Below are 15,345 nucleotides of genomic sequence, written 5' to 3'. Positions count from 1 at the left end.
CTCTTCTCAAGTACGCAATGGCAGCGGCAAGCGCTGGTTAGTGGCTAGACGCCCCCTGGCATCGCCTCGATACGCCCCGGCCTCTCGGGCTCTGGTGGCTTCATTGTCTGGCGATCCATCGCGTATTCGGGCAGCGTCCCGGCACCCGGTGTCGCATCTTGGTGAACACAACCTTAATCCACGCTGAAACAATCGCTCGTGACCGACAACGCAGAAGATATTTCAAACTACTACTGAGATCATACCGCCATTATCGCAACACGATCAGTGCATTTAGACCTTTTATCTGCACGAACTCAACATTTCGCCACCGGATCGCGCTTTTCCCCGTGAAGAAAACGTGAATCGCGATAGCTGAAGAGATTTCCTTGGCGATCAGGGGCTTGCGAGAGATGTGCAAAAATGTGAACGCAATGCCGCTGGCGGATATTGCCCGGCTCGGACGACGTTTCCTTTCAGCCTGTGATCTGCGGCACAGTGCCGCAGCCTAGACCTTTCGCCAGCCTTTCAATAGCTCCAATGCCCTATCGGACAAGGGTTTGGCGGCTTTGCTCAGGCGTTGCACCTGCAGGTTGTCCGGATTCAGGCCGATAGCCGGTCTCAGGATTGGCGCCTGCTGGTCGATAGGAGGAGCTTTCCAGGCTCAACGGAAACTTTCCATGTCCTTTCGCAACCTCTCCATCGCGCGGCGTGCCACGCTCGGTTTCACCTTTATCGGTCTGCTGCTGCTACTGCTCGGCGGCACCGCCCTGGTCAAGATGAACGACATCCGCACCTCGGGCCTGGCCATCGAAGACCGCGCCATGCCCCGCGTGGCCGCGCTCGACGAACTGACCGCCCTGACCCTGCGCCTGCGGGTGCTGTCCTATCGCCTGCTGCTCAACCGCGAGCCGGAGATCATCGCCAAGACCCAGGCGCTGTTCCAACAACGTAACGGCCAGATGCGCGCCGCTCAGCAGCGCTACGAGGCGCTGATCCAGTCCGACGAGGAGCGCACCGCCTATGGCCGCTATGGCCAACTGATCACCCAGTACGACAGCCTGCAGCAGCGCATGCTGGCATTTTCCGCCGCCGATCAGCTGGAGCCCCTGCGGCGCCTGCTCAACGAAGACCTGCTGGCCAACTCCGACGCGGTCAACACGGTGCTCAAGCAACTCACCGACCTGGTGGATCAGCAGACCGGTGCGGCCAACGCCCAGGCCGCCAGCGACTATCGCCATGCCATCCAGTGGCTGGTGCTGCTGCTGGCGGCCACCGCCGTTCTCACCGTGGTCTTCGCCTGGCTGCTGATCCGTAGCATCACCCAGCCCATCGCCCGGGCCGTCCGGGCAGCCGAGGTGATCGCGACCGGGGACCTCTCCGAGGAGATCCACAGCGAGGGTCGCGACGAGGCCGCGCGCCTGTTGCAGGCCATGAAGACCATGCAGGGCCAGCTGCGCCAGACGCTGCAGGGCATCCTTGGCTCCGCCACCCAGCTCGCCTCGGCGGCCGAAGAGCTCAATGCCGTGACCGAGGAATCGAGCCGCGGTCTGCAGCGCCAGAACGCCGAGATCGAGCAGGCCGCCACGGCCGTGACCCAGATGTCTTCGGCGGTAGAGGAGGTGGCGCGCAATGCCGTCAATACCTCCCAGGCCTCCCAGGAATCGGCCGGCGTGGCCCGTGACGGCCGCGACCTGGTGCAGGAAACCGTGGGCGCCATCGCCACCATGAGCGACGACGTCCAGCATGGCGCCACCCTGGTGGGCGACCTGGCGGTGCAGGTCAACGACATCGGCAAGGTACTGGATGTGATCCGCAATGTGGCCGAGCAGACCAACCTGCTGGCGCTCAACGCCGCCATCGAGGCCGCACGCGCCGGCGAGGCCGGTCGTGGATTCGCCGTGGTGGCCGACGAGGTACGGGCACTGGCCCATCGCACCCAGGAATCGACCCGCGAGATCGAGACCTCCATCGGCACTATTCAGCAGGGCACCGGCCAGGCGGTGGCGGCCATGCGCAGCAGCACCGAGCGCGCCCAGTCCACCCTGGAAGTGGCACGGGGCGCCGGCAGTGCCCTGGAGCGCATCCATGGCGCCATCGGCGGCATCAACGAGCGCAACCTGGTCATCGCCAGCGCGGCGGAAGAGCAGGCCCAGGTGGCCCGCGAAGTGGATCGCAACCTGGTGAACATCCGCGAGCTGTCGATCCAGACCGCCGCGGGTGCCGAGCAGTCCAGTGCGGCGAGCGCCGAGCTGTCGCGCCTGGCCATCGATCTCAACGGCCTGGTAGCCCGCTTCCGCCTGTAATGCTGAAGCGCCCAGCCGCCTCGGTGGCTGGGCGCGCCAGGGCTAGTCGGGACTGAGCAGTTGCAGCACGCCGGTCAGCACCACCAGCAGGCCCAGGGGCGAGGCGAGAAAGGACAGCAGCAGGGATCCAAGGCGAGGGCGGCGCGGGGTAGGACAGGTCGTCATGACGTCAGGTAGCTCCGAGAACGAGAACCGGCGCCACGGGAGGCGCCCAGGGTCAATTTTCCCCTGTGACAGCGGCGACGTCATGCCAGGAAAGCGTAAAGATAGGTAAAGCCATACCCGGTTCGGTGCGGCACAGGGCCGCAAGGGCAGGTACCCAGCCGGTAGCGGTCGAGCCCTGGATTGTCAGCGATTGTTCTAGCGGAAAAGGGGAGGGCCCGACGGATGCCGGGCCCGGAGGAATCAGGACAGCGGGGTGAACTGGATGACTTCGACCCAGTAGCCGTCGGGGTCCTTGATGAAGGCGATTTCCTTCATGCTGCCATCGGTCAGGCGCTTCTGGAAGGCCACGCCCAGTTGCTCGAAACGCTCGCAGGCCGCCCGGATGTCCGGGACCGCCACGCAGGTGTGGCCGAAGCCGCGCGGATCGCTGTTGCCGTTGTGGTAGCTGAAGGCGGCATCGTTCTCGGTGCCATGGTTATGGGTCAGTTCGAGGATGCCCGGGGTGGACTTGCGCCAGCGCTGACGGGCCTCCGGGTCTGCCGGCACCTGATTGCGGTCGACCAGGGCAAGGAAGGTCAGGCTGAACTTGGCGTCCGGGAAGTCCTTATGGTCAACCACGGTGAAACCCAGCACGCGGGTGTAGAAGTCCAGCGAGGTCTCCAGGTTCTTGACCCGCAGCATGGTGTGGTTGAAGACGAACTCACGGGTGGCGGCGTCGGGCTGGGCGGTCACGCCCGGCAGGTTGTCGAATTGGCTCAGCGACATCAGGATTCTCCTGTGAGGGTGTGGCAATTGGAGAGACGGCCTCGGCGCAACGTTCCCATAACGGGTGGCGCCTGGGCAGTCGCTCACGAAAAAGGGCGGGCAGTCTAAAGGCTTCCGGCGCGGCTGCCCAAAGCTTCCTGGCCCTGTCACCGCAGCGCTGTACGACGAGTGGTCGAAACCAGGCGGCCAGAACCGCAGTCGGATTTTACAAGCGCACTGCCTGTGCGACCCCAAGGAGACTGATATGAGCAGCACCAGCGACAAGATCAAGGGTACCGCCAAAGAAGTGACCGGCAAGGTCAAGCAGAGTGTTGGCGACGCTACCGACAACTCGCGCATGAAAGGCGAGGGTCGTACCCAGGAAGCCGAAGGCAAACTGCAGAAGAATGTCGGCAAGGGCAAGGAAGCGGTCAAAGACACCATCGATCGCGCCTGAGTCCAGCCAGTATGAAAAGGCCGCCTGAGGGCGGCCTTTTTATTGCCCGTCAGACCGGATCCAGCTCCGGATAATGGCGGAAAATACCGTTCTCGTTGAACGGCAGACGGCGCGACGAGGCGAGGTAGGCGGCGATGTTGGGCAGGGCCGCGACCCGCTCGGCCACCGCCAGGACCCGCGGAATCTCCGGGGCGAGACGGCGCATGGCATTGGGGAAGGCATAGGTCAGGCCGGCCACCACCTGGAACAGCGATAGGTCGACATAGGAGCGACGCTCGCCTACCAGCCAGGTATCACCGGCCGGGTTGTAACCCAGCACGCGTTCGAAATAGCTCAGGTAGGTACGGATTCGCTCACCGGCAAAGGCCTTGGCTCGACGCCGGGCTTCTTCCTTCTGTTCTTCATAGGTCAGGGAAATGGCCACCGGATGATGGACGTCATGGGCCTCGGCGGTGAGGTCGGTGATGGTCAGCTGCAAGCCATGCACCCAGAACTGGGATTGCTCGTCGGTTGGCACCAGGTCCAGCCGTGGTCCCAGGTACTGGAGGATATTGGCGACATGGGAAATGACCTCGTCGCCTGCCTTGAGAAAGGGTGGCGCGAAGGGCGGACGCCGGGTCTGGTCTCCCTCCAGATAGGGCTTCATGGCCGGCACGCCCAGTCCCTTGTCTTCCGGCGCATTGCCGACATCGAGATAGTCCGCGCCGGCTTCTTCGAGCGCCAGTCGGACGAATTCGCCGCGGCCCTGGATGCTGGGCCAGTAGTGCAGTTCGTAACGCATGGGAACCTCCGTCGTCTGCCAGATTTACGGATCCAGGAGTCGTGACCGTCGGGTCGGTTCGAAGGTTTGCCTGTCGTGCGCCTTTCACGACGAAGCGCACAACCAATTCCCATCGCTGAGACTCCTATCAACCAGCGGCTAGCGATGAGGACGGTGGGATGACGGGCAACAGCAGGCGGACGGTTCCATGCGCATAGGCATTCTCACCCACGTGAAGCACCCGGTACGCCAGCCCTTCGCCGGTGGTCTCGAAGCCTTTACCTATGACATCACCCTGCAGCTGCGCGAGCGTGGCCATGCGGTGACCCTGTTCGCCAGCTCCGCCTCAGCGCCCGAGCTGGAAGTAGTGCCCATCCTCGACGATGGCAATTACGGCGCGGACGGCTGCCGGCGCAAGCGTGGCGTGCTCAGCTCCGAATACCTCGACGAGCACCATGGCTATCTCGACTGCCTGCAGCGCATCGACAGCCATGGCTTCGACGTCATCTTCAACAACTCCCTGCACTATGTGCCGGTGACCATGTCCGGGCTGATCCGTACGCCCATGCTCACCGTGCTGCACACCCCGCCCTTCTTCGAGCTGATCAACGCCATCGGCGAGCTGCATCGGCGCGGGGGCGGTCATTACTGCACCGTGTCCCAGGCCAATGCCCACAGTTGGGCGCACCTGGCGACGGCCTGTCATGTGATCCCCAACGGGATCGATCTCGACGCCTGGCGACCGGGCAGCGCCCCAATTGGCGACCATGCGCTCTGGTTCGGTCGCCTGGTGCCGGACAAGGGCCCCCACCTGGCGCTGGACGCCGCGCGGGAGGCCGGTGTGCCACTGCGCCTGGCCGGGCAGGTCACCGACGAGCGCTACTTCCGCCAGGAGATCGAGCCACGCCTGGGGGAGCAGGCGGTCTACCTGGGCCATCTGAATCGGACCGCGCTGGCGGCCGAGGTGGCTCAGGCGCGCGCCTGCCTGGTCACTCCCTGCTGGGATGAGCCCTTCGGCCTGATCGTCGCCGAGGCCCTGGCCTGCGGCACACCGGTAGCGGCCTTCGCGCGGGGCGCCCTGCCCGAGTTGCTCACTGCCGAGACTGGCGCCCTGGCCCCGCCGGGCGATGTTCCGGCCCTGGCCGCGGCCCTGCGCGAGGCCCTGTCGCTGTCCCGCGAGGCCTGTCGGGCAAGGGCCGAGGCTCAATGGAGCCATCGCCTGATGATCGATCGCTATGAGCGCCTGCTCGCCGATGTCGCCGCTGGCCGGGTGGCCCGTGGCTGAACTGAGCATCGGCTACTACGCCCACCATCACGGCGCCGGTCACGTGACCCGTGCCCTGGCCATCGCCGCCGCCTTCGACGGTGCCCTGACCTTGTTCGGCAGTCGCCTGCCCGAGCGGGTGGAACTGCCCAACGTCCAGCTCTGCCCGCTGCCGCCCGACGTGGCCCCTGGTGTCGAGGGCGAAGCCTTCACCTGCCTGCACTACGCGCCGTTGGGCGTGGAAGGACTGCGCGAGCGCATGGGCCTGCTGGTGGACTGGTTCCGCCAGGCCTGGCCCTGCCTGCTGGTGGTCGATGTCTCGGTGGAGGTGGCGCTGCTGGCGCGGCTGTGCGGCGTACCGACGATCTATCTGCGCCAACGCGGCAGTCGCTTCGATGCGGCCCACGAACTGGCCTATGCCAGCGCCAGCCGCCTGCTGGCGCCCTATCCGGACCTCCTGGAAGAGCCCGCTACCCCGGCCGCCTGGCGGGCCAAGACCTGCTATGCCGGTAGCCTGTCGCGCTATGCCGGGCAACGGCTCGACAGCGTGCGCGAATCCGGCACGGTTACCGTCATCGCCGGCCATGGCGGCACCGCCTTCAGCCGCGCGCGACTGGCCGCGGCGGCCCAGGCCTGTCCCGAGTGGCACTGGACGGTGCTGGGCCCGGTGGGAGACGACGCCACGCCAGTGCCGGCCAATCTGCGCCTCCTTGGCAGCGTCGCCGATCCCGGCCCCTGGCTGACCACTGCCGAAGTGGTGGTCGGCTCCGCTGGCGACAGTCTGGTGGCGGAGCTGGCCGATCTGCGTTGCCGCTTCGTCTGCCTGCCGGAAGCCCGGCCGTTCGATGAACAGCTGTCCACCGGTCGCCGTCTGGCCGAGCAGGGGCTGGCGGTGACCTGCGAGTCCTGGCCCGTTGCCGACGCCTTGCCGGGACTGCTGGCCAGGGCGCGTCAGCTCGATCCCGAGCGCTGGACTCTGGTAAGCGACGGCGAAGGCGCCCAGCGCGCGGCGGCCTGCATCCAGGCAGTCGCCCGGGAGGTGCTGGCATGATCGTCCTGACCCTGGTCCATGGCCGCGAACGACAACTGGCCAATCTCATCCGGGGTCTGGAGTTGGCTCCAACGCCGCCTGCCGCCCTGGTGGTGGTGCAGATGAACGAGCCACCGCGGGCACTGCACAGCCCAGGCTTTCCAATCCAGGTGCTCCATGTCGAGGGCGACGGCGTCCTGCCCCTGGCCGCCGCGCGCAATGCGGCCGTGGCGGCCGCGCCGGGGGAAGAGCTGGTGTTTCTCGATGTGGACTGCATCCCCGCACCGGCATTGCTCGATACCTATCGCCAGGCGCTGACAGTGCGCCCCGAGGCGCTGCACCAGGGGTTCGTCCACTACCTGCCGGCCGGCATCTCGGAAGGCGATTGGACACCCGATGAGTTGCTCGCCACCGGCGTCGTCCATCCGCTGCACCGGGATCGTCCGAGCGGGGAGGCGATTCCCCATCCACTGTTCTGGTCGCTGAATTTCGCCTGTACCCGCGCCACCTTCAATCGCATCGGTGGCTTCGACGAGGGCTATCGCGGCTATGGCGGTGAGGACACCGACTTCGCCTTTCGTGCCCGCGAAGCAGAGGTGCCCGTTTATCAGGCCGAGGCGCGGGCCTTCCACCAGTATCATCCCACCTACCATCCGCCGCTCAATCACTTCGCCAGCATCCTGGAGAATGCGCGACGCTTTCGGGCACGCTGGGGGCTCTGGCCCATGGATGGCTGGCTACGCGAATTCGCCGCCGCCGGCTATATCGACTTCGATGAAAACCACGGAATAGAGGTGCTCAGGATGCCCAGTGCCGCTGAGGTCGCTGCTTGCCGGGACGCCTCTGGCTCCGGCTTCTGACACCTGGGCGCAACCAACCCGGCCGCTGCCACTCTGAAGGTAGGGCTGGTCTGAAAAGCCGCCGGGCGCAGGCCCTAGCGGACAGCCCTCAGAAATCCGTTCCGGGGAGCGTTCGTCAGGAGCCGTTATGTCCTTGTTTGCCTTCAACCTGCGCGGCATTGCGCCGTTCACCCTCATCAAGCGTGCCGTCCAGGAGTTCGTTGCTGACGACATGCCCACCTATGCGGCAGCCCTGGCCTACCAGATGCTGTTTTCGCTGTTTCCCTTCCTGCTGTTCCTGATCGCCCTGATCGGCTTCCTGCACCTGCCGGATTTCTTCACCTTCCTGCGCGAACAGGCTGCCTACCTGCTGCCGCCCACCGCGCTGGACACGGTCAATCCCATCATCGACCAGCTGCAGACGCAGCAGGGCGGCCTGCTGTCCTTCAGTATCATCATTGCGCTCTGGTCCGCTTCGGGCGGTTTCCGCTCGCTGATGACCGCCATGAACAGTGCCTACGACGTGGTGGAAAGCCGCCCGTCCTGGAAGCGCATCCCGCTGTCGGTGCTGCACACCATCGGCCTCGCTGGCCTGCTGCTCAGCGCCGCAGCGTTGATGGTGCTGGGTCCCCAAGTGATGAACTGGCTGGCCGCCTATGTGGGGCTGGAAGACTATATGGTGACCCTCTGGGCGCTGATCCGCTGGCCGCTGGCGGTGTTCCTGCTGATGATCGCCGTGGCGGCGCTCTACTACGTCACCCCGGACGTGAAGCAGAGTTTTCGCTTCATCACCCCCGGCTCGGTGCTGGCGGTGGTGGTCTGGATCCTGGCATCGCTGGGCTTTGGCTACTACGTGCAGAATTTCGCCAACTACAACGCCACCTACGGCAGTATCGGCGCCATCATCGTGCTGCTGCTGTACTTCTATCTGTCTTCAGCCGTGCTGCTGTTCGGCGCGGAAATCAATGCGGTGATCGAGCACCACAGTGACGAAGGCAAGGAAAAGGGCGAGAAGACGCCGGGCGATGGCGGGGTGGAAGCCGACGAAGAGATTCAGGCGGGGCAGGATGAAGGCGCCCAGCAGGAAGGCGTCCTGAGTGAAGCACGGGTGGTGCAACGGCCGAACGGTCGCAACTGAGGTAGGGTGGATAACGGCGCCCGCCTTATCCACCGTTCACCAGCGACCCTGATTGTGGAAAACGCCAAGCGGTTTTCCACACTGTGGGTCCGGGCGTATCGCTCATCGCGGCCATGGTGGTCCGCCGATGCGGTCGCTCCTACGGTTGCCTTGGGGCCTGTAGGAGCGGCCCATGGCCGCGAACAAGCGCCTTACTTCGCCTTGCCCTGATTGGCCACTGCAGCCATCTTGGCAGCGACCTCGTCCGGGTCGGCCAGGTAGTAGTGCTTGGTGGGCTTGAGGTTCTCGTCGAACTCGTACACCAGCGGCACGCCGTTGGGAATGTTGAGGCTGACGATGTCGCTGTCGGAGATGTTGTCCAGGTACTTGATCAGGGCGCGCATGGAGTTGCCATGGGCGACTACCAGCACGCGCTGACCACTGCGGATGGCCGGTGCCAGGACTTCGTTCCAGTAGGGCAGGACGCGCTCGACGCAATCCTTGAGGCACTCGGTGCGCGGCACCTGATCCAGCGACAGACCGGCATAGCGCGGATCGGCGGCCAGGGCCTGCTGTTCCTCGACACTCTGCTCGGGCGGCGGTACGTCATAGCTGCGACGCCAGACCAGCACCTGCTCCTCGCCATACTTGGCAGCGGTCTCGGACTTGTTCAGGCCGGTCAGGCCACCATAGTGACGCTCGTTGAGGCGCCAGTCGCTCACGACCGGCAGCCACATCTGGTCCATGCCTTCCTGCACATGCCACAGGGTACGCACGGCGCGCTTGAGCACCGAAACATGGGCCACGTCGAAGAGGAAGCCGGCGTCCTTGAGCGCCTGGCCGCCCTCGTGGGCCTCGCGGATCCCCTGTTCGGTCAGATCCACATCCGCCCAGCCACTGAAGCGGTTTTCCAGGTTCCACGCCGACTGGCCATGGCGGATGAATACGACTTGCGACATGCGACCTCCATCTTGGGATTCATTGTTTGGCTCACGCCTACGCGAAGCTGTGCCAAACATACCGCAGATGGAGGCTGCCGGCATGGGCATCACGGAAACCGTGATGCGTCCGGCACTCGCGTCGGGTGTCAGGCCACCAGGGCGCGACGGGTGCGTTCGATGACGCGTTCCAGCCCGGCCGCAGCGTTGTACTGCTCGGGGTAGAGACGCTCGCTGCGGCAGGCGACACCGCGCTCGTCGACCACGGTAAAGCTGAAACCGCCCTTGCGCGAAGCCGGGGTGGTGATGCATTGGAACGGTGCAAAGGCCGCTTGAAGGTGTTGCATGGCCGCGATGGCCTGATTTTGAATGTTCATCTGTCTATCCTTGGGACCCACGCTCAGTCGGCGCGGTGAAATAACTCCAGCAACCTCGTACCCATAACGGCCGACGGCTGAATCTCTGGCTGGAGGAAGGCAGCGTGTGGGCAAGATGCCCAGGCATGCAGGTAAGTACTTGGGAAGGCAGGCAACCGGCCGGGCACGAGATTCAGAGGCCAGGGCGGCAGATCCTGAGCAATCGAGGGATCGATTCGATCCGGATGACGCTGATTTCGCGCTGCTACAACGAGCGGAAAGGCGTCCAGCGATTGGGGTCAGCTTGGTACTAACCCGATCAAGCTAGCAGGATCGATGCCAAGCACGCAAGCCCGCCGGTCGGCGATCGGCTTGATGGTCTCCAGGCCTGTACGAAAGGTCGCTGAGCGAGGACCAGACGGCGCAATGACATCAGTGGCCAGACCTCGCCACGGGTTCGCGCCTGGGTCGAATGGCTAACGGAGGTATTCGCCGGGGTCGATCCGGCTTGGCTGCGGCGTTGAGATCATCCTGCGAGGAAGGTATCAGCAGGGCGTTGCCCGCTGGTGGCAGCCGTCAGGCCGTGACGCTGCAGGTACCGACCGACTCGCCAGCTGCCCAGGGCATAACCGAGGTGGCGAGGCAGGTCGCCGCTGCCGAAGAACCAGCGGGCGTGATCGTACGGTTGGTCCAGTTCAGCACCTAGGGCTTCCCAATGTGCGGCCATGTCCTGGGGGGCGGCCTGGGCATAGAACGGCAGCCGGCCAGTCAGCTCGCGCTCGAATTGGCAGGCCAGGCCTTCGCTGACCAGGGCCTCACCCAGGGTGCTGCCGTAACCGGGGCCGGCATGCCGCAGGCAGTGGTGCAGTTCGTGGCCAAGCAGGGCGGTGAAGTGATCAGGGAAGGCTTGCTGCAGGTGCGGGCTGTCGGGGTCCAGGGTCAGAAAGACCCGCTCGGCGTCCGGGCTGTAGCCATTCAGACCCAACTCCGGGATCACCCAGGCGCCCGCCTGCACCACCACGTCTACCCGTTGCTCGGGCAGGTGCGCAGCGATACGGGGCAGGGCATCGGTGAAGGTCTCTTCCAGGATGGCGCGCCAGGGGTCCAGGCGACCGCTGGCGTTGAGCAGGTGTAGTACGCAGGACATCCAGGCATCTCCGGGGCGGCCTGTCTTTATAGACGAGGTCGCGCCCCTTCGTTCGCTACTTGCCCGCCTCGCGGGGCTCTGGCTGACCGTGACCAAAGGCCTGGCCCAGGTCATCGCCCGAGGTGGTGCGGGTGTCATCGGTGCGCCACTTGGCGACGTCGGCAGCGCTGACCGGGGCAGCATCGTTGCCCCAGCTGGCGCGGATGAAGCTGACCACGTCGGCCACCTGGGCGTCGTTCAGCCGCCAGCCGAAAGGCGGCATGACGATCATCGAGGGGGCCGTATGCAGGCCGGGCAGGGTACCGCCCTTGAGCACGATGTTGATCAGCGAACTGGCGTCGGTCGTGCGCAGGACCGGATTGCCGGCCAGTGCCGGGAACACCCGGTCGTAGCCCTGGCCATCGGTGCGGTGGCAGGCGGCGCAGTTGTCCACATAGACCTGGGCCCCGCGGGCGCTGTCGTCACCCTTCCAGAGCGCCGCGGCGGCGCGGCCATCGGGCTGGAAGGGCGCATCGTGCGGATCCTTGGGCGGCAAGGCCTTGAGATAGCGGGCGATGGCACGCAGGTCGGCGTCGCTCAGGTATTGCAGACTGTGCTGCACCACCTCGGTCATGCCACCGAACACGGCGCTGTCGGCGGAGCGACCGGTCTTGAGGAACTGCACCAGCTGGCCTTCGCTCCAGTTGCCCAGGCCATCGCGATGATCGCCACGCAGATTCTTGGCGATCCAGCCTTCCAGGGGTGCGCTGCCGGCCAGGAAGTCCTTGCCATCGGCAGGCGAGAGGGCCTTTTCCTGCATGGTGAAGGCGCGTGGTGTGTGGCAGGCGCCACAGTGGCCGAGGCCTTCCACCAGATAGGCGCCGCGAGCCACCACCGGATCCTGGTCCGGGGCCGGCTGGAATTGCACCACCTCGGGCGCGAACAGCTGACGCCAGATCGCCAGAGGCCAGCGCATGGACAGCGGCCAGGGGATGTCGCTGTCGCGGTTGGCCTGGGCGACCGGTGTGACCCCGTGCATGAAGTAGGCATAGAGGGCGCGCATGTCCCCCTCGGTCACCCGGGAATAGGAGGGGTAGGGCATGGCCGGGTAGAGGGTGTGTCCCTCCTTGGCGATGCCCTGGCGGATGGCGGCGTCGAAGTCGGCGAAGCTGTAGTCGCCGATGCCGGTCTGCCGATCCGGGGTGATGTTGGTCGAGTAGAGAGTGCCGATGGGCGTCTGCATGGGCAGGCCGCCGGCGAAGGGCTGACCGCCCGGCGCCGTGTGGCAGGCCACGCAGTCGCCCGCCCGGGCCAGGTATTCGCCTTTCTTGACCAGCGCCGGATCAGGGTCTTCGGCGGCCTGGGCCGTCATGGCCAGACCGGCGCCCAGCAACAGGGTCGCGAGGGTACGGAGGATCATGGGCGCGCCTCTCATGCCTGCACCAGGGGGCCGGGGTTCTTCAGGTATTGCTCACGGATGGCGCGCGCCGCCCAGTAGGTCAGGGCCGCCACCAGGCCGGTGGGGTTGTAGCCCAGGCCCTGGGGAAAGGCCGAGGCGCCCGGCACGAAGACGTTGTGCACGTCCCAGCTCTGCAGGTAGCGATTGACCGCGCTGGTCTTGGGATCGGTGCCCATGATGGCGCCACCGTTGAGGTGGGTGGTCTGGTAGCTGGCGGTGTTGAAGTGCCCGCCGAAATCCTTGACTGAGACGCTGATGTGCTCGGGATTCATGGCCTCGGCGATCTTCTTCATCTTGGCCGCCATGAAGCGGGTCATGCGGATGTCGTTGTCCTTCCAGTCGAAGGTCATGCGCAGCAGCGGCTGGCCGTAGGCGTCGCGGTAGGTGGGGTCCAGGTCCAGGTAGTTGTCGCGATAGGACTGGTGCGCGCCATGGGCGTCCATCGACAGCTGATGGTTGTAGTAGCCGGCCTGGGCCTTTTTCCAGGCACTGCCCCATTGGGGGGTGCCGGGCGGATTGGCCGCCCCGGCGATGGGCCGGGTGCCGGCCTGGTTGACCCACATGGGCGAGCCGCCGACGAAGCCGTGGGGGCCGTGGTCGAAGTTGTCGGCGTTGAAGTCGTCCACCGCCACGCCATTGCCACCGGCGCCGATGAAGGGATTGGTGTGGTGCTGATCCTTGCGGAAGAAGGCCTTGATGGTGGCCATGTTCTGATAGGCGAAGTTGCGCCCGACCACGCCCTCGCCCGTCTTGGGGTCATAGGGCTGGCCGATGCCCGACAGCAGCATGAGGCGCACGTTGTTGAACTGGAAGGCGGCGAGGATGACGATGTCGGCTGGCTGTTCCAGCTCCTGGCCCTGGGCGTCCAGGTAGGTCACCCCGGTGGCCTTCTTGCCGGTGCTGTCCAGGTTCACCCGCAACACATGGGCCTGGCTGCGCAGCTCGAAGCGCGGCTCCTGCTTGAGCGCCGGCAGGATGTTGAGATTCGGCGAGGCCTTGGAATACATGTAGCAGACGTAGCCGCTGCAGTAGCCGCAGAAGTTGCAGGGGCCCATCTGGCAACCGTAGGGGTTGGTGTAGGGACCCGAGGTGTTGGCCGACGGCAGGTTGTAGGGGTGATAGCCCACCTCGCGCGCGGCCTTCTCGAACAGCTGCGCCGAGACGGTGTTCTTCTGCGCCGGCAGCGGGAAGTCGCTGGAGCGATCCGGGGCATAGGGATTGCCGCCCTTGCCATTGCCTACCACCTGGCCCTTGACGCTCCAGGCGGTGCCCGAGGTGCCGAACACCTTTTCGGCGAAGTCGAAGTAGGGCTCCAGCTCGGCGTAGCTGACGCCGAAGTCCTGGATGGTCATGCCGTCGGGGATGAATTTCTTGCCGTAGCGTTCTTCATAGTGGCTGCGCAGGCGCAGCTCCACTGGATCGACCCGGAAGTGCACGCCCGACCAGTGCAGGCCCGCGCCACCCACGCCATCGCCGGGCAGGAAGACGCCCAGCTGGCGGTTGGGCAGGGCGACGTCGTTGACGCTGTGGCGGATGGTGACGGTTTCCTTGGACACATCGACGAACAGCTTCTTGCGGATGCTGTAGGTGAGTTCGTCGATCACCTGGGGATAGGAGCCGTCGGGATAGGTGTCACGGTAGCTGCCGCGCTCCAGGGCCACCACGTCCAGGCCGGCCTCGGTCAGTTCCTTGGCCATGATGGCCCCCGTCCAGCCGAAGCCGACGATCACCACGTTCTTGCTGGGCAGTACCTTGGCCATCAACCGCGCTCCCCGCGAATGGAGACCGGGGGCAGCGGATAGCGTTCGTCACGCTCCACCCAGTCCATGAAGTCGGCGCGGGCTCCGGGGAAATTCACCAGTTTCCAGCCGACCAGTTCCTTGTTGCCGCCGTGCAGCGGATCGCAATAGAAACCTTCCTTGGTGTTCTGCAGCAGCTGGGCGAAGAACAGCTTGGCCGGTACGCCGTCCAGGGCGGCGTCACCGCCTTCCAGGGCCTTGAGGGTTGCGTCCTGCTCGGCGGGTGCAAGCTCGGCGAATACCTTGCCGTGTTGCTGACGGGTCCAGCGGTCCACCGCGGCGATCCCCAGGCGATAGAGATCCTGCGGCACCAGGCGACTCTGATAGCCCATTTCCGGCGCGGCATCGGCGGCGAAGGGGCCCTGCATGTACCAGAGGCCACCGCGGGCATAGGCGGTCTGCATCTGCCGATCGATGAACTCCGGCGCGCCGGCTTCCAGGGCGCCCGGGCCCAGTTCGTCCGCTGGAATCAGCCGGGCCACAGCCGCCTGTACGAAGGCCCACTCCTCGGCGGTGAAGAACACCGGCTGATAGTGGTCGGCGCGTGGACTGCTGCCGGGCTTGTTTTCCGGCGTGGGCGCGGCGAGTGCCAGGCCTGAGGTTGCACCGCCCGCCAGGGCGACCACGGGAATCAGGCTCAGGGACTTGCGCAGGAAGTCGCGACGGGCCGGGACGGAATCGTCTGCGGACATGATCAGGGTCTCATCAGGTGCCCGACGTGATCCGCAGGGCTTATGGTTAGCTAGCTAATATGTTGGAATATTACCAATATATAGCCACCGCAGTTACATTTTGTCGCAGCTGTGCAGAGGCTTGGCAGCCATTCAAGTTCCCTCCACCCGTGCAGCGATGCGCAAAAGCTTCCTTGTCGGACTTTGAAGTCCTGATTTCGTCAGTCCGACCAGCTGCGATGGACCTTTGCCGTGGAGAGGATATTCCTGAGGAGATCCAGGCCTCCCTGCTGCCTCGCCGCGTGGAGGCAGTAGCATCCTCGTCACATGCGGTT

The 15,345-nt window shown here is 65.3% G+C and carries 15 protein-coding genes and 1 pseudogene; 7 read left to right on the top strand and 9 right to left on the bottom strand.

Translation table 11 applies throughout. The features are described from left to right. Positions 1–659: 659 nt before the first annotated feature. Positions 660–1,382 (top strand): annotated as a pseudogene (locus tag PJ259_RS22985) (MCP four helix bundle domain-containing protein); the annotation flags it as partial. Between the two features lie 30 nt (positions 1,383–1,412). Next, positions 1,413–2,285, top strand: a complete 873-nt coding sequence (locus PJ259_RS22980) for a methyl-accepting chemotaxis protein (protein ID WP_423815118.1) — start codon at positions 1,413–1,415, stop codon at positions 2,283–2,285. Between the two features lie 42 nt (positions 2,286–2,327). Here the strand turns inward: PJ259_RS22980 and PJ259_RS15240 are convergent, their stop codons facing one another. Together PJ259_RS15240 and gloA are read right to left on the bottom strand one after the other, a co-directional pair. Beyond that, positions 2,328–2,450 carry a hypothetical protein gene (locus PJ259_RS15240; protein ID WP_257721103.1) on the bottom strand — a complete coding sequence of 41 codons (123 nt, stop codon included), beginning with the start codon at positions 2,448–2,450 and terminating at the stop codon, positions 2,328–2,330. A 240-nt stretch (positions 2,451–2,690) separates the two neighbouring features. Then, a complete protein-coding gene (gene gloA / locus PJ259_RS15235; protein WP_059316640.1) occupies positions 2,691–3,215 on the bottom strand; it encodes a lactoylglutathione lyase in 525 nt (174 codons plus the stop codon). Positions 3,216–3,459: 244 nt separating this feature from the next. On the opposite strand from gloA, the gene PJ259_RS15230 reads away from it, so the two are divergent. Further along, complete coding sequence (locus tag PJ259_RS15230) at positions 3,460–3,651, top strand: CsbD family protein (RefSeq protein WP_271653373.1); 192 nt, start codon at positions 3,460–3,462, stop codon at positions 3,649–3,651. 49 nt (positions 3,652–3,700) lie between these two features. Here PJ259_RS15230 and PJ259_RS15225 read toward each other — a convergent pair whose 3' ends face one another. Continuing rightward, positions 3,701–4,432, bottom strand: a complete 732-nt coding sequence (locus PJ259_RS15225; protein ID WP_271653372.1) for a glutathione S-transferase — start codon at positions 4,430–4,432, stop codon at positions 3,701–3,703. Between the two features lie 187 nt (positions 4,433–4,619). On the opposite strand from PJ259_RS15225, the gene PJ259_RS15220 reads away from it, so the two are divergent. The 4 genes from PJ259_RS15220 to PJ259_RS15205 all read left to right on the top strand — a co-directional run bounded on the left by PJ259_RS15220 (position 4,620) and on the right by PJ259_RS15205 (position 8,682). After that, on the top strand, positions 4,620–5,696 hold the full coding sequence (locus PJ259_RS15220) for a glycosyltransferase (protein ID WP_271653371.1): 1,077 nt from the start codon (positions 4,620–4,622) through the stop codon (positions 5,694–5,696). Beyond that, positions 5,689–6,726: a hypothetical protein gene (locus tag PJ259_RS15215; protein WP_271653370.1), complete on the top strand. Its 1,038-nt coding sequence runs from the start codon at positions 5,689–5,691 to the stop codon at positions 6,724–6,726. The genes PJ259_RS15220 and PJ259_RS15215 overlap by 8 nt, the downstream gene beginning before the upstream one ends. Further along, a complete protein-coding gene (locus tag PJ259_RS15210; protein WP_271653369.1) occupies positions 6,723–7,565 on the top strand; it encodes a glycosyltransferase family 2 protein in 843 nt (280 codons plus the stop codon). The genes PJ259_RS15215 and PJ259_RS15210 overlap by 4 nt, the downstream gene beginning before the upstream one ends. 127 nt (positions 7,566–7,692) lie before the next feature. Then, positions 7,693–8,682, top strand: a complete 990-nt coding sequence (locus tag PJ259_RS15205; protein WP_271653368.1) for a YihY/virulence factor BrkB family protein — start codon at positions 7,693–7,695, stop codon at positions 8,680–8,682. Between the two features lie 191 nt (positions 8,683–8,873). Here the strand turns inward: PJ259_RS15205 and gpmA are convergent, their stop codons facing one another. The 6 genes from gpmA to PJ259_RS15175 form a co-directional block, all read right to left on the bottom strand. Beyond that, entirely contained in the window at positions 8,874–9,620 is a 747-nt protein-coding gene (gpmA, locus tag PJ259_RS15200; RefSeq protein WP_044341142.1) for a 2,3-diphosphoglycerate-dependent phosphoglycerate mutase, read from the bottom strand. A gap of 128 nt (positions 9,621–9,748) precedes the next feature. Next, positions 9,749–9,976 (bottom strand): hypothetical protein, encoded by a 228-nt coding sequence (locus PJ259_RS15195; RefSeq protein ID WP_059316634.1) that lies wholly within the window; start codon positions 9,974–9,976, stop codon positions 9,749–9,751. Positions 9,977–10,481: 505 nt separating this feature from the next. Further along, positions 10,482–11,102 (bottom strand): DUF2268 domain-containing putative Zn-dependent protease, encoded by a 621-nt coding sequence (locus PJ259_RS15190; RefSeq protein WP_271653367.1) that lies wholly within the window; start codon positions 11,100–11,102, stop codon positions 10,482–10,484. A 55-nt stretch (positions 11,103–11,157) separates the two neighbouring features. Further along, entirely contained in the window at positions 11,158–12,501 is a 1,344-nt protein-coding gene (locus PJ259_RS15185) for a cytochrome c (protein WP_271653366.1), read from the bottom strand. A gap of 11 nt (positions 12,502–12,512) precedes the next feature. Continuing rightward, positions 12,513–14,300, bottom strand: coding sequence for a GMC family oxidoreductase (locus tag PJ259_RS15180; RefSeq protein ID WP_271653365.1), 1,788 nt, complete (start codon positions 14,298–14,300; stop codon positions 12,513–12,515). Further along, positions 14,300–15,031: a gluconate 2-dehydrogenase subunit 3 family protein gene (locus tag PJ259_RS15175; protein WP_271653364.1), complete on the bottom strand. Its 732-nt coding sequence runs from the start codon at positions 15,029–15,031 to the stop codon at positions 14,300–14,302. Before PJ259_RS15175 ends, PJ259_RS15180 begins: the two co-directional genes overlap by 1 nt. Positions 15,032–15,345: the final 314 nt, after the last annotated feature.

Origin of the sequence: Pseudomonas sp. JBR1, assembly GCF_028198185.1 — a bacterium.
Lineage (GTDB): Bacteria > Pseudomonadota > Gammaproteobacteria > Pseudomonadales > Pseudomonadaceae > Chryseomonas > Chryseomonas oryzihabitans_E.
This window is presented reverse-complemented; position numbering and strand designations above follow the sequence as displayed.